Here is a 20,843-nt window from a genome sequence, read left to right as displayed (position 1 = left end):
TTTCGGCAGTCCTTTGGTGATGGTGGTTCGAGGGTTGTCGAAAGGGCTAGAGCAGTTCGTCGAGGTCGCCGACAACGAAGGTTGCACCGGCCTGCAAGAGGGTCTCCCTGCCGGCCCCTCGGTCGACGCCGATCACCGAATGGAATGCGCCTGCGCTGCCCGCCTGGACCCCTGAGACTGCGTCTTCGACAACCACGCAGCTCTCGCTGGGAAGCTCAAGGAGTGCCGCCGCGTGCTCATACGTTGCCGGGTCCGGCTTGCCGGGGATGCCTGCTGCGGCAGCCACGGTGCCGTCGACAACGATGCGGAAGTGCCCGTCGAGTCCTGCGGCCTTGAGCACGGCCGGCGCGTTCCTTGAGGAGGAGACCACGGCGAGCGTGAGCCCGGCGTCCTCGGCGGCCTCGATGAAACGGACCGATCCCGGAAAGGGATCGACGCCCTGGGTCCTGACGATGTCGTTGAAGAACCTGTTCTTGCGGTTGCCAAGGCCCTGCACTGTGTCATGAGCCGGATCATCATCGGCTGGGCCTTCGGGAAGCGTGATGCCGCGCGAGGCAAGGAAATCCCGCACCCCGTCGAAGCGCGGCTTGCCGTCGATGTGGTCGAAGTAGTCGCCCCCGGAGTACTGCCGCACGCCTGCGCGGCCTCGCAGGTAGTGCTCGAACAGGGCCTTCCATGCGGTTTCGTGGACCTCGGCTGTGGGCGTCAGTACGCCGTCGAGGTCGAAGAGCACTGCTCGTGCGCCCGTCCAATGGCGGAATGTGTTCATTGTCGGACGAAGTCCATTCTTGAGTTCGCGTGCCTCGGCTCACCGGGCGACCGCGTTCGGCGTCCAGCAGCCGGCGGTGGCAATGGGTGGGAGGGCGTGCCGCCAGGAAAAACCGCGCGGCCCAACGTCACATTCTTCCCTATACAGACAAGTCTTTCTACCCGAGGCGAATTGTTACGTCTCGGAGCGCTTGTGTTACTGCCTGGGCGCTCGTCCGCCAGCCGCGCTCCGGCCATTCCTCAAGGTGAATCCGCGGGATCATCGGGGCGCGGCCGCCGCAGCCCGTTCAGGGGAACGGACCCGGCCGCGCTGCCCCGGCAGGGCATGGTCCGGCGTAACGGCCGCGGGTAGAATTTCGGCACGCTGGCTGCCACCCTTGTTCGCGGCCGGAGCAGGGGCAACCGTGCAGGGCCCCACAGCACCAGCAACAAGGGCAGGACGAACGACAGGGAAGGACGACCAATGGATGTATCGACGCTGACCTCACTCCTTCGTGAGGCAGAGGAGCACCACGGCGGATACGAGGCGAACTCGGCCCCCCATCACTGGTCAGGCTGGTACGCCGCGTACATCGTGGCGCGTGATCAGGGCCGCACCCCGGAACAGGCGTACGACGACGCAGTCCAGCACCTCGAAGGAGGAGCGCAGTAGTGAGCCGCCCGGGGTAGGTCGAAGCAACCCCGGGCGGCTCACCGATGCCAGAACGGCGGTTATTCGCCGCTCTGCTCCCGCACGAGGTACGAGGCGAACCACTGCGGCCAGTTCGGGTCCTCCTGCATGCTCTGCTTCCCCTGCTCCTGGTAGGCCGCGGCCGCGCGCTGGAGTGCCTGTGCGAGGTCGGCCTGCGAGCCGAAAGCGGTATCGCCTTCGACGCGGCCCGGGAACCGCTGGGTCACTTCCTGCAGGATCCAGCCGTTTCCGTCGGGATCGCTAAATGAGACGAACGACCCGTACGTGCCGCGGTCGGGGTGCGGACCGGAAACAGGTGCGTCATTGCCTGGGAACCTGCATGCGTAACCGGCCTCGCAGTGAAAGACCTCACTCGCGTCGACACCGCGGGCGACGAGATCCTGCTGTGCTGCCACGATATCCGTGACGATCAGGTGCATGCCCTGGGCGGAGCCGGGCTCGGCAAGCGTGACCTTGCTGCCGAATTGGATGGAGCACCCGGAACCGGTGGGCGTGTATTGAAGTCCGCGGAAGTCGCCGTCGACGAATTCGCCGTCGAGCCTCCATCCCAAGCTGTCGTAGAACTGTTTGGCGCGATCGACATCCGAAACAGGAATGACGATCACCTCCAGCTTCATGTCGACCGCGGCGCTCGTCGTCCCGGTGTCTGCGCTGGTGTCGGGTTGTGTTGTGTTCACGTTGGCCTCCCTTGTCGTACCCTGTCAGGTCAGCTACAGGGTCGCACTCCGGAGCACCCGAGGCGCCAGTGATGAACCCTAGTCTGGACACTGGTCCCGACAACGGCCCGTGCCCCGTCCCAGGTTCGGGAGCAGTTTCCGCAACGGTCAGCGCGAAGAGGTGGTTTCCTCCGGCAGGTGCCCTTCTCGTTGGTCCGCGGGAGCGCTGTTACCAGCCGCGCTCCCGCCATTGCCCGAGGTGCGGACGCTCGGCGCCGAGCGTCGTGCCCCTGCCGTGGCCTGGATGGACGAGAGTGTCGTCGGGAAGGTAGTCGAAGACCCGGTCCACAACGTCGGCGTACAGCGAGGCGAAGCGCGCGGCATCTCCCCGGGTGTTCCCTACGCCGCCGGGGAAGAGCGAGTCGCCAGTGAACAGGTGCGCGGGCCCGTGGGGATCGCGGTACAGCAGCGCCACCGATCCGGGCGTGTGGCCGCGGAGCTTGATTACCTCAAGCTCATAATCGTCGAAGGAATGCACGTCACCGTGCTCGAGGGCCATGTCGGTCGGAACCGCGATGTCCGGGATGTCCTCGGTGCCTGCGGCCGTGCGCACCCCGGTGCTGTCGACGATCCGGCGCAGCGCCCGGACGTGGTCCCAGTGCGAGTGTGTCGTCACAAGCAGGGCGAGCCGGGCCTCGGCATCTGTATCGGCCGCGCCCCCGCGGAGCAGGGCGAGGATCGCATCAGCGTCGTCGGCCGCGTCAATGAGCACCTGCTCTCCGGACGCCTTCCCGGTGAGCAGGTACACGTTGTTGTCCATTTCGGAAACGGCGATCGTGCGGATGGTGACGTCGGAGAGGTTCAGCATGGGGCAAGTGTAGGCACTGGAATATACGCGCTCGCAGGGTTTGCTGAATACCTGCTGCTACCGGTCGTAATCACGTGTGGAGGCGGTATCCTGCACTTACGAACGCTAGGGACGGGCGACGCATACGCCGCCGTGCTCGGTGGGGAAAGGGGAACCCTTGGACAACGATGTTCCCGATTGGCTGAAGCTCGACCAGTCAAACCCGGCTCCACCCTATGAGCAGCTGCGCGCGCTCATCGTCGAGGCGGCCAACAGCGGCCGGATTCCCGTGGGCACCCGCCTCCCGCCGGTACGCACCCTTGCCGCGCACCTGGGTGTCGCGGCGAACACTGTCGCTCGGGCGTATCGGGAGCTGGAGCGCGCCCAGATCGTTGTCACCCGGTCCCGGGCGGGCACCGTCATTGCCGCCGCCGGAGACGAGGCACGCAAGCGGGCGGCCGACGGCGCCGCGGACTATGCGCGGATCGTCAAGGCCAGCGGACTCAAGGAGGAGGAAGCGGTCGCGTACCTGCGGGCCGCGTTGCGCCGAGCGTGAACGCTTGGCGCGGGAACCGCCGCCGCGGCGGGAAACATCACGTATTCGAATATGTTTTCGAAGACGGTTTGAATTAGAGTAGAACGGTGTCTAAAGCCAACTCCCTGGAGCAGCACGCCTCCGACGCACACCTCCCGGTCCACGACCTCTCCCGGCTCATCGTCAAGGGAGCCCGCGAGCACAACCTCCGGAACGTCGACCTCGACCTGCCCCGCGACGCCATCATCGTCTTCACCGGACTGTCAGGTTCGGGAAAGTCGTCGCTGGCGTTCGACACGATCTTCGCCGAGGGCCAGCGGCGCTACGTCGAGTCGCTTTCCGCCTACGCGCGCCAGTTCCTCGGCCAGGTGGACAAGCCCGACGTCGACTTCATCGAGGGCCTCTCGCCGGCGGTGTCGATCGACCAGAAGTCAACGAGCAAGAACCCGCGGTCGACGGTGGGCACAATCACCGAGATCTACGACTACATGCGCCTGCTCTGGGCCCGCGTAGGACGCCCGTACTGCCCGATCTGCGGGGAGCCGGTCACCAAGCAGACGCCCCAGCAGATCGTTGACCAGCTCCTCGAACTCGAGGAGGGGACCCGGTTCCAGATCCTTGCGCCGGTGGTGCGCGGGCGCAAGGGCGAGTTCGTCGACCTGTTCCAGGAACTGACCGCGAAGGGGTACTCGCGTGCCAGGGTCGACGGTGAGCTCATCCAGCTCAGCGACCCTCCGAAGCTCGGCAAGCAGTTCAAGCACACGATCGAGGTCATCGTCGACCGCCTCGTGGTCAAGGACGGCATCCAGCAGCGGCTGACCGACTCCGTCGAGACGGCGCTGAAGCTCGCCGAGGGCCGGGTCCTTGCCGACTTCGTCGACCTGCCCGCCGACGACTCAAAGCGGCTCCGCGCGTTCTCGGAGCACCTCGCATGCCCCAATGAGCACCCGCTTGCGATTGACGAGATCGAACCGCGCTCCTTCTCCTTCAACAACCCGTTCGGCGCCTGCCCGGCGTGCACCGGCATCGGCACCAAGCTCGAGGTGGACGAGGACCTCGTTGTCCCGAACCCCGACCTGACCCTTGCCGAAGGCGCCATCGCGCCGTGGTCCCTGGGCACGGCGACCCTCGAATACTGGACGCGGCTGCTCGAGGGCCTCTCCAAGGAACTGAACTTCAGCATGGACGTGCCGTGGCGGAAGCTTCCCGACCGCGCTCGCGAGGCCGCCCTGTACGGCAAGGACCACAAGGTGGTCGTGCAGTACCGCAACCGGTTCGGCAGGGAACGCAAGTACAGCACGGGCTTTGAGGGCGCTGTGCAGTACATCCACCGCAAGCACCTAGAGACCGAGTCCGATCACGCCCGTGACCGGTACGAGGAGTACATGCGCCAGATCCCGTGCCCCGCCTGCGGCGGCGCCCGGCTTAACCCGGCCTCCCTTTCCGTGCTCATCAACGGCAAGTCGATCGCCGAGGTGGCGGCAATGCCGATGCGCGACTGCAGCGACTTCCTCAACAACCTCGTGCTCACGGGGCGAGAGGCCCAGATCGCGAACCAGGTGCTCAAGGAGATCCAGGCCCGCCTGACGTTCCTGCTCGACGTCGGGCTCGAATACCTGAACCTTGAGCGCGCGGCGGGAACGCTCTCGGGCGGCGAAGCGCAGCGCATCCGGCTCGCCACCCAGATCGGCTCGGGGCTCGTCGGGGTACTGTATGTGCTCGATGAACCCTCGATCGGCCTGCACCAGCGCGACAACCGCCGCCTTATTGAAACCCTGACCCGGCTGCGCAACCTCGGCAACACCCTGATCGTGGTTGAGCACGACGAAGACACAATCCACGAGGCGGACTGGATCGTGGACATCGGTCCGGGCGCGGGGGAGCACGGCGGCGAGGTGGTCCACTCCGGATCCCTGGCCGACCTGCTCACCAACGAGAAGTCGATCACCGGCGACTACCTCTCCGGCCGCCGTAAGATCGAGGTGCCGGCGAAGCGGCGCAAGATCGACCGCTCACGGCAGCTGAAGGTCGTCGGGGCGTGGGAGAACAACCTGCAGAAGCTCGACGTTTCCTTCCCGCTCGGCGTGCTGACCGCGGTCACGGGCGTCAGCGGTTCGGGCAAGTCGACGCTGGTCAACGACATCCTCTACAAGGTGCTCGCCAACAAGCTCAACGGAGCGAAGCAGGTCGCGGGCCGGCACAAGCGCATCGACGGGCTCGACCACCTCGACAAGGTGATCCACGTCGACCAGAGCCCGATCGGGCGCACCCCGCGCTCGAACCCGGCCACCTACACCGGCGTGTTCGACCATATCCGGAAGCTGTTCGCGGAAACCACCGAGGCGAAGGTGCGCGGCTACCTGCCCGGGCGGTTCTCCTTCAACGTCAAGGGCGGCCGCTGCGAGGCGTGCTCGGGCGACGGAACGCTGAAGATCGAGATGAACTTCCTGCCCGACGTCTACGTGCCCTGCGAGGTCTGCCACGGCGCCCGGTACAACCGGGAAACCCTCGAGGTGCACTACAAGGGCAAGACCATCGCCGACGTCCTGGACATGCCGATCGAGGAAGCGGCCGAGTTCTTCGCGGCGTTCAGCCCCATTGCCCGCCACCTCAAGACCCTGGTCGAGGTCGGGCTCGGGTACGTGAGGCTCGGCCAGCCCGCCACAACGCTCTCCGGCGGTGAAGCGCAGCGGGTCAAGCTCGCCAGCGAACTGCAGAAGCGCTCGAACGGGCGCAGCGTGTACGTCCTGGACGAGCCGACCACCGGCCTCCACTTCGAGGACATCCGCAAGCTGCTGCTCGTCCTCCAGGGACTCGTCGACAAGGGCAACACGGTCATCACCATCGAGCACAACCTCGACGTGATCAAGAGCGCCGACTGGGTGATCGACCTTGGTCCCGACGGCGGTTCCGGCGGTGGCGAAGTGATCGCCACGGGCACTCCGGAGCAGGTCGCGCGCAGCGAGCGCAGCTACACGGGGACCTTCCTGGCGGAAATCTTCGCTGCCGCTGACTGAACATTCCGGAAGGAGCATACGGGTGCGGTTGGCGGAACGCGCTGTGGCAAACTTGGCCGGTGACTAATTCGCGTGTGCTTGTTCTTTTCGACCTTGACGGAACGCTTGTGGACCCGGCCGGGGCGATAACGGGCGGCATCAGCGCCGCCCTGATTGAACACGGACTCGCCGTCCCGCCGGCGCAGCTGCTCAACAGCATGGTGGGCCCTGCGCTTGTCACCTCGCTCGGTTCGATTGCCGGGGTACCCTCGGACCGGATCGACGCCGTCCTGGGAACCTACCGCGCGGGTTACCGCTCGACCGGCATGGCCCAGAGCCGGCCCTACCCGGGAATCGTCGACTGCGTCACGGAGCTGCGGGCCGGCGGGTGCCTTATCGCCGTCGCCACGCAGAAACCGACCTGGCTCGCCGAGGAGCTGCTCACGGTGCAGGGCATGCGGCACCTTTTCGACTCCGTCCACGGTTCGCCCCGGGACGAGCGGGCGGCGGCCGGGCTCGACGGCAAGGCCTCGATCATCGCCGCAGCCCTGTCCGAGCACGCCGGGGGCTACGGCCGCGCGGTGATGGTGGGCGACCGCTCGCACGACGTGCACGGGGCAACCGCCAACAAGCTCGACTGCATCGGGGTCGGCTGGGGGTTCGCCGGGCGGGGTGAGCTCAAGGACGCCGGGGCCACGAAGGTCGTCGACACCGCCGATGAGCTGCTGGAGGTGCTCCGTGGGCTTATATGACCTGACCCGCAGCACCACTCGGGGACTGATCGCAGGCTTGTGCCGCCCCACGGTCGAGGGCCTCGGGAACGTTCCGGCGGACGGCGCCTTCATTGTCGCGGCGAACCACCTTTCCTTCCTCGACAGCGTCCTCATCCAGGCGCTCATGCCCCGGTCGGTTGCCTTCTTCGCCAAGGCCGAGTACTTCACCGGCACCGGAGTAAAGGGACGGCTCATGCGGTCCTTCTTCGAAGGTGTCGGCTCGATCCCGGTGGAGCGCGGCCAGCAGGCCGCCAGCGTCCAGGCCCTGAAGACCCTGCTCGAACTGCTCGAGGCGGGCAACGGGGTCGGGATCTACCCGGAGGGCACGCGCTCACGGGACGGGCGCCTTTACCGCGGCCGGACCGGGGTGGGATGGCTTGCCCTCACCACCGGCGCACCCGTTGTACCCGTGGGGCTGATCGGGACCGATGCGCTCCAGCCCGCGGGCAAGAAGGGGATTCGCCCCCAGCACTTCACGATGCGCGTGGGCACGCCCCTTTACTTCGAGAAGACCGGGCCGGACCATTCACTGCCGGCGCGGCGCAAGGCGACCGATGCCGTCATGGACTCGATCGCCGACCTCACCGGCCAGGAGAGGTCGGCCAGCTACAACCAGAGCAAGACCACCGACTAGGCGGGCCGATTGTCAGCGGTGAGCTGAAACGGCAGGCCCGCCGCCGTCGCAACCATAGGATTAACACGTGGCCAACCCAGCAAGCTACCGCCCCAAGACGGGCGAGATTCCGCAGGACCCCGGCGTCTACCGGTTCCGGGATGAACACGGGAGGGTCCTCTACGTCGGCAAGGCGAAGAACCTCCGCTCCCGTCTCAACTCCTACTTCGCAAACCCGCAGGGACTGATGCCGCGCACCCGCGCCATGGTGCACACCGCCGCGGGGGTCGAGTGGACCGTCGTCGGAAGCGAGCTTGAGGCCCTCCAGCTCGAATACACCTGGATCAAGGAATTCAACCCGCGGTTCAACGTCATGTTCCGCGACGACAAGTCCTACCCCTACCTTGCGGTGACGATGGGGGAGAAGTTCCCCCGCGTCCAGGTGATGCGCGGCGACAAGAAAAAGGACACGCGCTACTTCGGACCCTTCTACCCGGCGAAGGCGATCCGCGAGACCGTCGATACCCTCCTGCGGGTCTTCCCGGTGCGCACCTGCAGCAGCGGGGTCTTCAAGCGCGCCGAACGCTCCGGCCGGCCCTGCCTCATGGGCTACATCGACAAGTGCTCGGCCCCCTGCGTCGGCAGGATTTCCCCCGAGGACCACAAGGCCCTCGCAGGGGAGTTCGTCGCGTTCATGTCCGGCGAGGCAAAGCGTTTCATCACCGGCCTCGAGCAGAAAATGGCAGCGGCGGTGGCCGAACTCGATTACGAGTCGGCCGCCCGCACCCGCGACGACATCGCCGCCCTCAAGCGGGTGTTCGAGCGCAACACGGTCGTCCTCAGCGAGGACACCGACGCCGACATCTTCGCCCTCACCGAGGACGAGCTTGAGGCCGCCGCCCAGGTGTTCCATGTGCGCGGCGGACGCATCCGGGGACAGCGCGGCTGGGTCGTCGAGAAGGTCGAAGACATGGACACGCCCGACCTCGTCGAGCACCTACTGCAGCAGGTGTACGGCGAGAGTGCCAGCACCGACAGGATTCCCCGCGAAGTGCTCGTTCCGGTGATGCCCAGCAACGCCGAGCAGATGCTCGAATGGCTCAAGGGCCTGCGCGGGGCACGCGTCGATGTCCGGGTGCCGATGCGCGGCGACAAGGCAACCCTGATGGGGACCGTCCAGCAGAACGCCGCCGACGCCCTGCGCCTCCACAAGAGCCGGCGGGCGGGGGACCTCACCACGAGGTCGGCCGCGCTCAGCGAACTCCAGGAAGCGCTCGAACTGCCCCAGGCGCTCATGCGTATCGAATGCTTCGACATTTCCCACGTGTCCGGGACGAACGTCGTAGCGTCGATGGTCGTTGTCGAGGACGGCCTGCCCCGCAAGTCCGAATACCGCCGCTTCGCCATCACCGGTGACGCCGCCCGCGACGACACAGCCTCCATGTACGACGTCATCTTCCGGCGGTTCCGGAACTACCTTGCCGGCGCGCCGGCGGCAGGCGCGGCGGACGACCAAGCGGACGGTCAAGTGGATGACCCCGGGGACGACCACGCACTTGACGCCGGAGCTGCCGACGACGCCGCGGCCGGGACCCCCCTAGCCGACACCACCACCCCGGCCCAGCGGAACAAGTTCGCCTACCCGCCCAACCTCGTGGTCGTCGACGGCGGCCCGCCGCAGGTCGCCGCCGCTGCCCGTGCGCTGAAGGACCTGGGGATCGACGACATCCACGTCATCGGGCTCGCAAAACGGCTGGAGGAAGTGTGGGTTCCGGACAGCGACTTCCCCGTGATCCTCCCGCGCGCCTCCGAGGGCCTGTTCCTGCTGCAGCGCATCCGGGACGAGGCGCACCGTTTCGCGATCACCTTCCACCGCCAGAAGCGCGGCAAGTCGATGACCGCCTCGGCCCTTGACGGCATCCAGGGCCTCGGCCCAGCAAAGCGCAAGGCCCTGCTCAAGCAGTTCGGGTCGGTCAAGAAACTCAAGGCGGCCACTGTCGCCGAACTGCTTGAGGTGCCCGGCATCGGGCCCGCCCTTGCAGAGACAATCCGGTCAGGACTGGCAGGGGACCCCGCTGAGGAGCTGGTGCCGTCTGTGAACCTCGCCACGGGCGAGATTCTCGATTCTTAGCTAGGCTGGGAGGAGCGCGCGCTGTCGGCGGCGTACTGATCAATTGCACGAACAACAGCTGGGACGGACGCATACATGACTGAGGCGGAAAGCCTGACTCCGGTCAAACCCACCGAATCCGAGCTGCTGGTGGTCACCGGTATGTCGGGCGCCGGCCGGAGTACCGCCGCGAACGCCCTGGAGGACCACGGCTGGTACGTTGTCGAGAACCTCCCGCCGCAGATGCTTGGAACCCTCACCGAGCTGGTGGCCCGTATGCCGCAGTCCATCCCCAAGCTCGCCGTCGTCATCGACGTGCGCAGCAAGGAACTGTTCACCAACATCAAGGCGGCCCTCGCCGGGCTGCGCGCGGCAGGAGTGAACTACCGCGTCCTCTTCCTGGACGCCGACGATTCGGTCCTCGTGCGCAGGTTCGAGCAGGGGCGCCGCCCGCATCCGCTCCAGGGCGATGGGCGGATCCTCGACGGCATCGCCACTGAGCGTGAAGTGCTCAAGGAGATGAAGCACGCCTCCGACGTCGTCGTCGACACGACGGACCTCAACGTCCACGCGCTGGCAACGGCCGTCACCGAACTCTTTTCCGAGTCCGGCCCCATCGTGCTCCGGCTCAACGTCATGAGCTTCGGCTTCAAATACGGGCTGCCGGTCGACGCGAACTTCGTTGCCGACGTGCGGTTCATTCCCAACCCGCACTGGGTGCCCCAGCTGCGCCCGCAGACAGGCCTCGATGAGCCGGTGCGCGACTACGTGCTCGCAGCGGCCGGTGCAAGCGACTTCATCGGGCGCTACGTCCAGGCCCTCGTGCCGGTGCTCGACGGCTACCGGCGCGAAAACAAGCACTACGCGACGATCGCCGTGGGCTGCACCGGGGGCAAGCACCGTTCGGTGGCCGTCACCGAGGAGATCGCCCAGCGGCTGGCCCAGCTTCCCGGCGTCCAAGTGGCCGCCCACCACCGCGATCTGGGGCGCGAATAATGGCCCTCTTCTCCGGGCCGCTGCCGCTGGTTCCCGTGCCCAACGCCAACCGGTCGGGCGCCCAAAACCACGAGAACGCGCCCTCGGTTGTCGCCCTCGGAGGAGGGCACGGGCTCTCCGCGTCGCTCTCCGCCCTCCGCCTTCTCACCCGGGACCTCACCGCCGTCGTCACCGTTGCCGACGACGGCGGATCCTCGGGCAGGCTGCGCCGCGAACTGGGCGTCCTTCCGCCCGGGGACCTGCGCATGGCCCTTGCCGCGCTGTGCGACGACACCGACTGGGGCCGCACCTGGCGCGATGTGATGCAGCACCGCTTCACATCAACCGAGGGCGTCGAGGGCTCGCTCGACAACCACGCGCTGGGCAACCTGCTGATCGTCACCCTGTGGGAGCTCCTGGGCGACCCCGTCGCCGGGCTCCAGTGGGCCGGTGCCCTCCTCGGGGCCCGCGGCAAGGTGCTCCCCATGGCGAGCGTTCCCCTCACCATCGAGGGCGACATCCTGACAGAGGCGGACGGCCAGCTGCGCCTGAAGACGATCGTCGGGCAGGCGCAGCTGGCCGTGGCCGCGGAGCAGGGAAACGTCAGCGGCGTGCGGCTTCGCCCGGAGTCGGCCCCGGCCTGCAAGGATGCCCTGGAGGCCATCGAACTGGCCGACTGGGTGATCCTCGGCCCCGGATCCTGGTACACCTCGGTGCTGCCCCACCTGCTGCTCCCGGAGCTCCGCGACGCCCTGTGCCGGACGTCCGCCAAACGGTGCCTCACCATGAACATGAGCAACGAAACAAAGGAAACCCAGGGCATGACGGCGGTGGACCATCTCGCCGTCATCCGACGGTATGCGCCGGACTTCACCGTGGACGTCGTGCTGGCCGACCCGGCCGTCGTGGGGGACCGCGGCCAGTTCGAGGCAGCGGTCGCGGAGATGGGGGGCCGCGCCGTTCTGGGTAAAGTGGGATCGTCATCGGGTAAGCCCGTGCACGACCCGCTGCGGCTCGCCACGGCTTATCACGACATTTTTGGGGAGAACTAGGAGTGTACTTGTGGCGCTGACTGCGGACGTCAAAGAGGAGCTCTCGCACCTCGAAGTGAAGAAGTCCTCGGTCCGGAAAGCCGAGGTATCTGCGTTGCTCCGGTTCGCCGGCGGGCTGCACATCATCTCCGGGCGGATCGTCATCGAGGCCGAGGTGGACCTCGCCTCAACGGCGCGGAGAATCCGCGCCGCGATCGCGGAGGTGTACGGGCACAACAGCGAGATCATTGTTGTCTCCGGCGGCGGCCTGCGCCGCGGCAACCGGTACGTGGTGCGCGTGGTGCGCGACGGCGAGTCCCTTGCCCGCCAGACCGGCCTACTCGACACCCGCGGGCGCCCTGTGCGCGGCCTGCCCTCGGCCGTGGTGAACGGTTCGGCGGCGGACGCTGAAGCGGTCTGGCGCGGGGCCTTCCTCGCGCACGGCTCGCTCACCGAACCGGGACGCTCGTCCTCACTCGAAGTGACGTGCCCCGGTCCCGAGTCGGCGCTCGCGCTGGTCGGTGCCGCACGGCGGCTCGGCATCGCGGCGAAGGCGCGTGAAGTGCGCGGAGTCGACCGCGTCGTCATCCGCGACGGCGACACGATCGCCGCCCTGCTCACCCGGATGGGCGCCCACGACGCGCTCATGGTCTGGGAGGAGCGGCGGATGCGCAAGGAAGTGCGTGCGACGGCCAACCGACTGGCGAACTTCGATGACGCCAACCTGCGCCGGTCCGCGCAGGCCGCAGTGGCGGCCGGCGCCAGGGTGGAGCGGGCCCTTGAGATCCTCGGCGAATCGGTTCCGGAGCACCTGCGGTACGCCGGAGAACTGCGGGTGGGCCACAAGCAGGCGAGCCTCGACGAGCTCGGACGGCTGGCCGACCCGCCCATGACGAAGGACGCCATAGCCGGCCGGATCCGCAGGCTGCTGGCCATGGCCGACAAGCGCGCTCTGGAGATCGGCATCCCCGCCACCGACGCGAATGTCACTGCAGACATGCTGGAGGAGTGAATAGTTGCATAGGATGGAACAGCAAGCCCGCTGTTCTGCTGCGGGACACCGGCGGTTCCCCCCGACACCCCGGGGCTGGAAAGCGCCGGCGGCACGGTAAATCATTAGATGGAGGATTTCGTGAGCCAGTACGTACTGCCCGACCTAGATTACGACTACGCTGCCCTTGAGCCGCACATCTCAGCACGCATCATGGAGCTGCACCACAGCAAGCACCATGCCACCTACGTCAAGGGCGCCAACGACGCCCTCGCGCAGCTCGCCGAGGCGCGCGAGAAGGGCGAGTTCGGGAACATCCCGAAGCTTTCGAAGGACCTCGCCTTCCACCTCGGCGGCCACACGAACCACTCAATCTTCTGGAAGAACCTCTCCCCGGACGGAGGCGACCTTCCCACCGGTGAGCTTGCCGCAGCACTCGATGACTCCTTTGGCTCCTTCGAGGCGTTCCGCGGGCACTTCAGCGCCGCGGCGATCAGCCTCCAGGGCTCCGGCTGGGCGGTGCTCGCCTACGAGCCCCTCGGCGGCAACATCGTCATCGAGCAGCTCTACGACCAGCAGGGAAACATCCCCGTGGGAACCATCCCGCTGCTCATGCTCGACATGTGGGAGCACGCCTTCTACCTCGACTATGTCAACGTGAAGGCCGACTACGTCAAGGCGTTCTGGAACATCGTGAACTGGGAGGACGTCCAGGCCCGCTTCGAGCGCGCCCGGTCCGGGGCCTCGAGCCTCGTCGTCCCCGGTTCCTAGCACTTCCGGGGAACCGCAGGCAAGGCGCAGGTCCGCGAGACCCGCGGCTGCGCTGTAGGTAGAGTTGAGCCGGGCGGGGGCGATGGCGTCCGCCCGGCGCGAACCGAAGCAAGAACCTCGACTTGCGATTCCGGCAGGTCGATTCAGATTTTCCGCACATGGGCGTGCGGGCGTGTTACCACGCCGGCCCAGCCATATGCGTCCGGGGACCGGCAAGACCACCTAATAAGGAGATGGAAACCAGTGACTACTCGTATTGGAATCAACGGTTTTGGCCGGATTGGCCGCAACTACTTCCGGGCCGTGCTCGCACAGGGCGCCGACCTGGAGATCGTGGCGGTCAACGACCTCACCAGCCCCGAGGCCCTCGCCCACCTGCTGAAGTACGACTCCGTGGCCGGGCGCCTGGGAGTCAGCGTCGAAGCCGACGGCGGCGACCTCGTCGTGGACGGCAAGCGCATCAAGGTCCTTGCCGAGCGCGACCCCGCGAACCTGCCCTGGGCCGACCTGAATGTCGACATCGTCATCGAATCCACGGGCTTCTTCACCAAGGCCGCCGATGCGCAGAAGCACATCGACGCCGGCGCGAAGAAGGTCCTGATCTCGGCTCCCGCCTCCGACGAGGACTTCACCGTTGTCCTCGGCGTCAACGACGGCGACTACGATCCGGCGAACCACAACATCATCTCGAACGCCTCCTGCACCACCAACTGCCTCGGCCCGCTGGCCAAGGTCCTCCAGGACTCCTTCGGCATCGAGCGCGGACTCATGACCACGGTCCACGCCTACACGGCCGACCAGAACCTGCAGGACGGCCCGCACAAGGACCTCCGCCGCGCCCGCGCCGCCGGAATCAACATGGTTCCCACCTCCACCGGTGCCGCCAAGGCCATCGGGCTGGTCCTGCCCGAACTCAAGGGCAAGCTCGACGGCTACGCGATCCGCGTCCCGGTCCCCACCGGCTCGGCAACCGACCTCACCGTCACCCTCGGCCGCGAGGTCACCGTCGAAGAGGTCAACGCAGCCTATAAGGCCGCCGCGGAAGGCCCCCTGAAGGGCTACCTCACGTACACCGAAGACCCCATCGTCTCCTCGGACATCGTCGGCGACCCGGCCTCGTCGATCTTCGACTCCGGGCTGACCAAGGTCATCGGCAACCAGGTCAAGGTTGTCTCCTGGTACGACAACGAGTGGGGCTACTCCAACCGCCTGGTCGACCTCACCGAAATCGTCGCCTCGAAGCTCTCCTGACGGCCGCGCCGTGAGCTACGCATCGATTGACGACCTGCTGGCGGAAGGCGTCAGGGGCCGGCGCGTCCTCGTGCGCTCCGACCTCAACGTCCCGCTCGACGGCCCGGACGCGGCACGCCGCGTGACCGACGACGGGCGCCTCCGCGCGTCCCTGCCCGTGCTGCGCAAGCTCAGCCAGGCGGGGGCCGCGGTCATCGTCACCGCCCACCTGGGCAGGCCGAAAGGCGCTCCCGAGGAAAAGTACTCGCTGCGGCCCGCCGTGGACCGGCTGGCCGAGCTCGCCGATTTTCCGGTGAGCCTGGCCGGTGACACGACCGGACCCGCGGCGCAGGCTGCGGCGGAGGCGCTGCAGGACGGTCAGGTGCTCGTGCTGGAGAACGTCCGCTTCGACCCCCGGGAGACAAGCAAGGACGAGGCCGAACGCCGCGCCCTTTCCGCGGAGTTCGTGCAGCTCACCGGGGACACCGGCGCCTACGTGAACGACGCGTTCGGTGCCGTCCACCGCAAGCATGCGAGCGTCTACGACATCGCTTCGCTGCTGCCCGCCTACCAGGGGGACCTGGTCCGGGCGGAGGTCGAAGTGCTGCAGCGGCTCACCACGGCCCCCGAGCGGCCCTTCGTCGTCGTGCTGGGCGGGTCCAAGGTCTCCGACAAGCTCGCGGTGATCGAGAACCTGCTGGGCAAGGCGGACCGGCTGCTGATCGGCGGCGGAATGGTCTTCACCTTCCTCGCCGCCCAGGGCCACAAGGTCGGCGCGAGCCTCCTCGAAGAGGATCAGCTCGACACGGTGCGCGGCTACCTGGCGCGCGCCTCCGAAGCGGGAAGCGAGTTCGTCCTGCCCACCGACATCGTGGTGGCCGAGAAGTTCGCTGCCGACGCCGGGCATGGGGTGGTAGCGGCCGACGCCATCGAATCCGGCCCCTACGGCGCCGGCGGCCTCGGGCTCGACATCGGCCCGGTCTCCGGAACCGACTTCGCCGCCCACATCGCCGCGGCCAAGACCGTGTTCTGGAACGGCCCCATGGGCGTGTTCGAGTTCCCGGCCTTCGCCGGCGGCACCAGGGCCGTTGCACAGGCCCTGGTCGACGCGCAGCAGGCAGGCGCGCTCACAGTGGTCGGCGGCGGCGACTCGGCGGCGGCCGTCCGAGGCCTCGGCTTCGACGACTCGCAGTTCGGGCACATTTCGACCGGTGGCGGAGCCAGCCTGGAGTACCTTGAAGGCAAGGAACTTCCGGGACTGACCGCGCTCGAGCGCTCCTAGCCCGGCCTGCCCTGCCCGCGGGACGCATCGAGCGTCCCGCGGGCAGAATCAGGCAGTACAACGAACGAAAACGGAGATCGACATGACAACCTCGACGAACGGCGTGTTCGACCGGCGCCCGCTGATCGCAGGGAACTGGAAAATGAACCTGGACCATGTCCAGGGCATCACCTTCCTGCAAAAGCTCGCCTGGACCCTCGACGACGCGAACCACGACTACGCCCGGGTGGAGGTTTCGGTCTTCCCGCCCTTCACCGACCTGCGGGGGGTACAGACCCTGGTCAAGGGCGACGACCTGGCCGTGGTCTACGGCGCCCAGGACCTCTCGCCGCACGACTCCGGCGCCTACACGGGCGACATCTCGGGCCAGTTCCTCAGCCGCCTGGCCTGCACGTACGCGCTGGTGGGCCACTCCGAACGCCGCACCATCCATGCCGAGTCCGACGAGCTGATCAATTCGAAGGTGCACGCCGCCTACCGGCACAACCTCGTCCCGGTGCTCTGCGTGGGCGAGGGGCTCGAGGTCCGGAAGGCAGGCACCCACGTCGAACACACGCTTGAGCAACTGCGCAAGGGCGTCGCGGGCCTCAGCCCCGAGCAGGCCGCCAGCCTCGTTGTCGCCTACGAGCCAGTCTGGGCCATCGGAACTGGTGAGGTCGCGGGCCCCGGCGACGCCCAGGAGATGTGCGCGGCCCTCCGCGCCGAGCTGGCAACCCTGTTCGACACAGCGACGGCCGACAAGATCCGGCTGCTGTACGGCGGATCGGTCAAGGCGGCCAACGCCGGGACAATTCTCAAGGAGCGCGACGTCGACGGCGTGCTTGTCGGCGGCGCGAGCCTCGACGTCTCGGAGTTTGCTAGTATTGTCAGGTTCGAACAGCACCTGGTGACAGGCTAGTTACTCGCGGACGCCCGCGCCCGCGCGGGTCATCAGCCTTGAAAGGGCACAGTGGAAATTCTTCGAATCATCCTCCTCGTACTGCTGGGGATCACCAGCCTGCTTTTGACCCTGCTGATCCTGCTCCACAAGGGCCGCGGCGGCGGTATGTCCGACATGTTCGGCGGAGGAATGACCTCGAGCATGGGCTCCTCCGGCGTCGCTGAGCGGAACCTGAACCGGTTCACCGTTGCGCTGGGCCTCGCTTGGGGCGTGGTGATCGTCGCGCTCGGGCTGATCCAGCGCTTCGCCGACTCCTAGGACTTTCCAGCCCTGCCGGACCTCAAGCCATCGACGGCCAAAAAAGCCCCGCCGCACCGAAACCGGTGCGACGGGGCTTTTTCGTGCTGTCCGTCCCTAGAGCTCGGCGTCCTCGCGTTCGATCAGCCGTCCGGGAAGCTGCTCCGCTGCGTCCTGGTCAACCAGCCACAGGGTCTTCCGGTGTCCGCGCGCCCCTGCTGCCGGCACCTGGACCGCGCCGGCTCCTGCGAGGGCGAGCCCGACGGCGCCGGCCTTATCAACGCCGCTCACGGACAGCCACACTTCTTCGGCCGAGGTGATCGCCTCGAGTGTCAGCGAGATCCGCTGCGGCGGAGGTTTCGGGGCGTCCGGCACGCCCACGACCGTCTGACCCTTGGTGCGGATGCCCGAAAGTTCGGGGAAGAGGGAGGCAACGTGCGCGTCCGGCCCGACACCCAACAGGAGGACATCGAAGCGGGGGAGGCGCGGGTCCGGGCCGGGGAAGGCCGAGTCCTGTTCCGCCGTCGCCGCCTCCTGGAGGCGGCGCGCGTAGTCGGCTGCGGCGGCGTCCTCATTCTCGAACTCGTCGCTCGATCCGAACTCGTGGACCTTCTCCGGATCGACGTCGAGCTGCGCGAGCAGCGCATCCCACGCCTGCACGGCGTTCCGCTCGCCATCGTCGGCGCCGAGGAAGCGTTCGTCCCCCCACCAGAAGTGGACGTTGTGCCAGTCGACAGCCGGGCAGGCGGGGGACTGGGCGACAGCGCGGAGCGCGGCCGTGCCGATCGACCCGCCGGTGAGTACCACCGTCGCCGTTCCCCGCTCATTCTGCACGTCGACCAGCCTGGTGATCAGGCGCGCGGCCACAGCGGCAGCGAGCAGGGACGCACTCGGGTGGATGCTTACCTTCGGCTCAGCGTTCACTGGCGCGTACACTCCTTAGATTCGTCCTTGCGAGACCCTCTGTAATGACTTCTCCAAACACCTCATCCGGGTCAAGCCGGCGAAGCTCCTCCGCAAGACAGTCTTGCAAACTCCGGCGCGGCAGCGAAATCTTCTGGACGGGCTGGCCCGGCTGGAAGAGCTCGGCGACCTCGCCCTCGGGCCGGCTGAGCTCGACCTCACCATTGGCCCGGGACAGCCGCACCCGGCGCAGCCCGGTACCGGCGGTGCCCTCGGTGATGGTGACCGGAGCGTCGAGCGCGAGGGCAAGCCACGCGGCGAGCAGCACGGTGCTGGGGGAGCCCTCCGCCCCCTCGACTGTCACCGCGGTCACCGGGGCCGGATCCACCTGGTCGAGCACCGCGGCGAGCTGGATCCGCCAGTTGGTCAGCCGGGTCCAGGCGAGGTCGGTGTCGCCCGCAACATAGGTCTTCTGGAGGTTGAACAACGCCCCGATCGGATCGGGCTCGGTCGAGGTGTCGGTGATCCGCCGGTGGGCGATCGCGCCGATCGAGGTTTCAGCCGCCGAGGCGGGAGCACCCTGGGGCCACCACGCAACGATCGGTGCGTCGGGGAGCAGCAGGGCCGAGACGAGGGACTCGTTCTCGCCGGCAAGGTCGCCGTACCCCTTCAGGACAATCACTTCGGAGGCGCCGGCGTCCCCGCCGACGCGGATCTGGCCGTCGAGGCGGGTTTTCTCTTCGGGCGAGCCCTCGGCGAGGACGATGATGCGGCACGGGTGCTCCCGGCTCGCCTCATTCGCCGCCGCAATGGCCTCCTCCTCGTAACCGGACCGCGTGATCACCACGAGGGTGAGCACACGGCCGAGTGCGACAACCCCGCCCCGGTCCCTGAGGCTCATGATCTCCTTGGAGACCTTCGAGGTCGTGGTGTTTGGTAGGTCAACAATCATGGCCTTCTCCAGGTTCTGCCGTCGACGGCCAATAGTTCATCGGCCGATGCGGGCCCCCAGCTTCCGGGCTGGTATTTGTCGGGTTGCTGGTTCAGGGACGCCCAGTACTTCTCAAAGGGGTCGAGGATCTGCCAGGACAGTTCCACCTCCTGCTGGCGCGGGAACAGCGGCGGCTCTCCGAGGAGCACGTCGAGGATCAGGCGCTCATAGGCTTCGGGGCTCGACTCAGTGAAGGAGTGGCCGTACCCGAAGTCCATCGTGACGTCGCGGACCTCCATCTGCGTGCCGGGGACCTTCGATCCGAACCGTATGGTTGCACCCTCATCGGGCTGCACCCGGACCACCACGGCGTTCTGGCCGAAGTCGTCTTCGTTGTGGTCAAGGAACAGGAGGTTCGGCGCCCGCTTGAACACGACGGCGATCTCGGTGACGCGGCGCCCGAGGCGCTTGCCCGCGCGGAGGTAGAACGGCACACCGCTCCACCTCCGGGTGTTGATGTCGAGCCGGATGGCGGCGAAGCTCTCGGTCGCGGAATCGGCTGGAATGCCGTCCTCCTCGAGGAAGCCCTTCACCTGCTCACCGCCCTGCCAACCGCCGTCGTACTGCCCGCGCGCCGAATAGCAGGTCAGGTCATCGGGCAGCCGGACGGCGGCGAGGACCTTCTCCTTTTCCGCCCGCAGGTGATCGGCGTCGAAGGAGATCGGCTCCTCCATGGCGGTGAGGGCAAGCAGCTGCAGCAGGTGGTTCTGGATGACGTCGCGTGCCGCTCCGACGCCGTCGTAGTACCCGGCCCGCCCGCCGATCCCAATGTCCTCGGCCATGGTGATCTGGACGTGATCGACGTACTTGGCGTTCCACAGCGGCTCGAACAGCTGGTTGGCGAAGCGCAGGGCCAGGATGTTCTGGACCGTCTCCTTGCCCAGGTAGTGGTCGATCCGGAACACGGAGTCAGGCGGGAACACCTGCTCCACGATGCTGTTCAGTTCGCGGGCCGACTCGAGGTCGTGCCCGAACGGCTTTTCGATGACCACCCGGCGCCACTGGTCCTCGCGCGGCTCGGCGAGCCCGTGCTCGTACAGCTTTTGGCAGACCACCTCGAACGCTTTCGGCGGAATCGACAGGTAGAAGGCATGGTTGCCCCTCGTCCCGCGGGTGGAGTCGAGCTCGGCGAGGGACTCACCGAGCTTCCGGTAGGCGTCGTCGTCGTCGAAGTTGCCCTGGACGAAGCGGATTCCGGCCTCAAGCTGCTCCCACACCGTCTCGTTGAACGGCGTGCGCGCATACTGGGTGACCGAATTCCTCACCTCCTGGGCGAACTCCTTGTCCGACCACTCCCGCCGCCCGAACCCGACGAGCGCGAAGCTCGGCGGAAGCAGGCCGCGGTTGGCGAGGTCGTAAATCGCCGGCATCAGTTTCTTGCGGGCAAGATCGCCTGTCACGCCAAAGAGGACGAGCGAAGATGGACCGGCGATTCGGTTGAGGCGCCGGTCCCGGGGGTCCCGTAGGGGATTTACCGGTTTCGACGTAAGAATGTCCTGCATT

20 protein-coding genes are annotated in these 20,843 nt (G+C 67.2%); 14 read left to right on the top strand and 6 right to left on the bottom strand.

The features are described 5' to 3' along the window. Nucleotides 1-46: 46 nt before the first annotated feature. Complete coding sequence (locus tag AC4D14_RS04455; protein ID WP_490900359.1) at nucleotides 47-769, bottom strand: HAD family hydrolase; 723 nt, start codon at nucleotides 767-769, stop codon at nucleotides 47-49. Nucleotides 770-1,231: 462 nt separating this feature from the next. Here AC4D14_RS04455 and AC4D14_RS04450 point away from each other — a divergent pair, with 462 nt between their 5' ends. Beyond that, entirely contained in the window at nucleotides 1,232-1,420 is a 189-nt protein-coding gene (locus AC4D14_RS04450) for a hypothetical protein (RefSeq protein ID WP_490900358.1), read from the top strand. 59 nt (nucleotides 1,421-1,479) lie between these two features. Here AC4D14_RS04450 and AC4D14_RS04445 read toward each other — a convergent pair whose 3' ends face one another. Together AC4D14_RS04445 and AC4D14_RS04440 are read right to left on the bottom strand one after the other, a co-directional pair. Further along, complete coding sequence (locus AC4D14_RS04445; protein ID WP_490900357.1) at nucleotides 1,480-2,136, bottom strand: VOC family protein; 657 nt, start codon at nucleotides 2,134-2,136, stop codon at nucleotides 1,480-1,482. A gap of 208 nt (nucleotides 2,137-2,344) precedes the next feature. Next, nucleotides 2,345-2,983 carry an MBL fold metallo-hydrolase gene (locus AC4D14_RS04440; protein WP_490900356.1) on the bottom strand — a complete coding sequence of 213 codons (639 nt, stop codon included), beginning with the start codon at nucleotides 2,981-2,983 and terminating at the stop codon, nucleotides 2,345-2,347. A gap of 157 nt (nucleotides 2,984-3,140) precedes the next feature. Here AC4D14_RS04440 and AC4D14_RS04435 point away from each other — a divergent pair, with 157 nt between their 5' ends. The 13 genes from AC4D14_RS04435 (at nucleotide 3,141) to secG (ending at nucleotide 17,467) form a co-directional block, all read left to right on the top strand. Next, the gene (locus tag AC4D14_RS04435) at nucleotides 3,141-3,518 is read left to right on the top strand and encodes a GntR family transcriptional regulator (protein WP_490900355.1); all 378 of its coding nucleotides are present in this window, start codon (nucleotides 3,141-3,143) and stop codon (nucleotides 3,516-3,518) included. An 86-nt stretch (nucleotides 3,519-3,604) separates the two neighbouring features. After that, nucleotides 3,605-6,514, top strand: coding sequence for an excinuclease ABC subunit UvrA (gene uvrA, locus AC4D14_RS04430; RefSeq protein ID WP_490900354.1), 2,910 nt, complete (start codon nucleotides 3,605-3,607; stop codon nucleotides 6,512-6,514). A gap of 59 nt (nucleotides 6,515-6,573) precedes the next feature. Continuing rightward, on the top strand, nucleotides 6,574-7,245 hold the full coding sequence (locus tag AC4D14_RS04425) for an HAD hydrolase-like protein (RefSeq protein ID WP_490900353.1): 672 nt from the start codon (nucleotides 6,574-6,576) through the stop codon (nucleotides 7,243-7,245). Further along, on the top strand, nucleotides 7,232-7,900 hold the full coding sequence (locus tag AC4D14_RS04420) for a lysophospholipid acyltransferase family protein (protein ID WP_490900352.1): 669 nt from the start codon (nucleotides 7,232-7,234) through the stop codon (nucleotides 7,898-7,900). Before AC4D14_RS04425 ends, AC4D14_RS04420 begins: the two co-directional genes overlap by 14 nt. Nucleotides 7,901-7,967: 67 nt before the next feature. Continuing rightward, nucleotides 7,968-10,010, top strand: a complete 2,043-nt coding sequence (gene uvrC, locus AC4D14_RS04415) for an excinuclease ABC subunit UvrC (RefSeq protein ID WP_490900351.1) — start codon at nucleotides 7,968-7,970, stop codon at nucleotides 10,008-10,010. Between the two features lie 75 nt (nucleotides 10,011-10,085). Then, nucleotides 10,086-10,985 (top strand): RNase adapter RapZ, encoded by a 900-nt coding sequence (gene rapZ, locus AC4D14_RS04410; protein WP_490900350.1) that lies wholly within the window; start codon nucleotides 10,086-10,088, stop codon nucleotides 10,983-10,985. Beyond that, on the top strand, nucleotides 10,985-12,016 hold the full coding sequence (locus AC4D14_RS04405; RefSeq protein ID WP_490900349.1) for a gluconeogenesis factor YvcK family protein: 1,032 nt from the start codon (nucleotides 10,985-10,987) through the stop codon (nucleotides 12,014-12,016). Before rapZ ends, AC4D14_RS04405 begins: the two co-directional genes overlap by 1 nt. 10 nt (nucleotides 12,017-12,026) lie before the next feature. After that, nucleotides 12,027-13,007, top strand: coding sequence for a DNA-binding protein WhiA (gene whiA / locus AC4D14_RS04400; protein WP_490900348.1), 981 nt, complete (start codon nucleotides 12,027-12,029; stop codon nucleotides 13,005-13,007). Between the two features lie 120 nt (nucleotides 13,008-13,127). Continuing rightward, complete coding sequence (locus AC4D14_RS04395) at nucleotides 13,128-13,757, top strand: superoxide dismutase (RefSeq protein WP_490900347.1); 630 nt, start codon at nucleotides 13,128-13,130, stop codon at nucleotides 13,755-13,757. Nucleotides 13,758-14,000: 243 nt separating this feature from the next. Next, entirely contained in the window at nucleotides 14,001-15,008 is a 1,008-nt protein-coding gene (gene gap / locus AC4D14_RS04390; protein ID WP_490900346.1) for a type I glyceraldehyde-3-phosphate dehydrogenase, read from the top strand. A 10-nt stretch (nucleotides 15,009-15,018) separates the two neighbouring features. After that, nucleotides 15,019-16,269 (top strand): phosphoglycerate kinase, encoded by a 1,251-nt coding sequence (locus tag AC4D14_RS04385; RefSeq protein WP_490900345.1) that lies wholly within the window; start codon nucleotides 15,019-15,021, stop codon nucleotides 16,267-16,269. 82 nt (nucleotides 16,270-16,351) lie between these two features. Next, nucleotides 16,352-17,167 (top strand): triose-phosphate isomerase, encoded by an 816-nt coding sequence (tpiA, locus tag AC4D14_RS04380; RefSeq protein ID WP_490900344.1) that lies wholly within the window; start codon nucleotides 16,352-16,354, stop codon nucleotides 17,165-17,167. Between the two features lie 51 nt (nucleotides 17,168-17,218). Further along, nucleotides 17,219-17,467 (top strand): preprotein translocase subunit SecG, encoded by a 249-nt coding sequence (gene secG, locus AC4D14_RS04375; RefSeq protein WP_087027007.1) that lies wholly within the window; start codon nucleotides 17,219-17,221, stop codon nucleotides 17,465-17,467. A 96-nt stretch (nucleotides 17,468-17,563) separates the two neighbouring features. Here the strand turns inward: secG and pgl are convergent, their stop codons facing one another. Genes pgl through zwf form a run of 3 tightly spaced genes read right to left on the bottom strand, consistent with a single transcriptional unit; the run spans nucleotide 17,564 to nucleotide 20,842 of the window. Next, a complete protein-coding gene (gene pgl, locus AC4D14_RS04370; protein WP_490900343.1) occupies nucleotides 17,564-18,370 on the bottom strand; it encodes a 6-phosphogluconolactonase in 807 nt (268 codons plus the stop codon). Continuing rightward, nucleotides 18,360-19,301 (bottom strand): glucose-6-phosphate dehydrogenase assembly protein OpcA, encoded by a 942-nt coding sequence (locus tag AC4D14_RS04365; RefSeq protein ID WP_490900342.1) that lies wholly within the window; start codon nucleotides 19,299-19,301, stop codon nucleotides 18,360-18,362. Before AC4D14_RS04365 ends, pgl begins: the two co-directional genes overlap by 11 nt. Then, nucleotides 19,298-20,842 (bottom strand): glucose-6-phosphate dehydrogenase, encoded by a 1,545-nt coding sequence (gene zwf / locus AC4D14_RS04360; protein ID WP_490900341.1) that lies wholly within the window; start codon nucleotides 20,840-20,842, stop codon nucleotides 19,298-19,300. The genes AC4D14_RS04365 and zwf overlap by 4 nt, the downstream gene beginning before the upstream one ends. Nucleotide 20,843 lies beyond the last annotated feature (1 nt).

The sequence above is a fragment of the Arthrobacter sp. TJ-254 genome, assembly GCF_058269175.1.
This window is presented reverse-complemented; position numbering and strand designations above follow the sequence as displayed.

Coding starts and splice junctions, on each gene's coding strand:
- rapZ (WP_490900350.1), top strand. CDS start 10,086: ATGACTGAGGCGGAAAGCCTGACTCCGGTCAAACCCACCGAATCCGAG.
- AC4D14_RS04455 (WP_490900359.1), bottom strand. CDS start 769: ATGAACACATTCCGCCATTGGACGGGCGCACGAGCAGTGCTCTTCGAC.
- AC4D14_RS04405 (WP_490900349.1), top strand. CDS start 10,985: ATGGCCCTCTTCTCCGGGCCGCTGCCGCTGGTTCCCGTGCCCAACGCC.
- AC4D14_RS04440 (WP_490900356.1), bottom strand. CDS start 2,983: ATGCTGAACCTCTCCGACGTCACCATCCGCACGATCGCCGTTTCCGAA.
- AC4D14_RS04365 (WP_490900342.1), bottom strand. CDS start 19,301: ATGATTGTTGACCTACCAAACACCACGACCTCGAAGGTCTCCAAGGAG.
- AC4D14_RS04450 (WP_490900358.1), top strand. CDS start 1,232: ATGGATGTATCGACGCTGACCTCACTCCTTCGTGAGGCAGAGGAGCAC.
- tpiA (WP_490900344.1), top strand. CDS start 16,352: ATGACAACCTCGACGAACGGCGTGTTCGACCGGCGCCCGCTGATCGCA.
- zwf (WP_490900341.1), bottom strand. CDS start 20,842: ATGCAGGACATTCTTACGTCGAAACCGGTAAATCCCCTACGGGACCCC.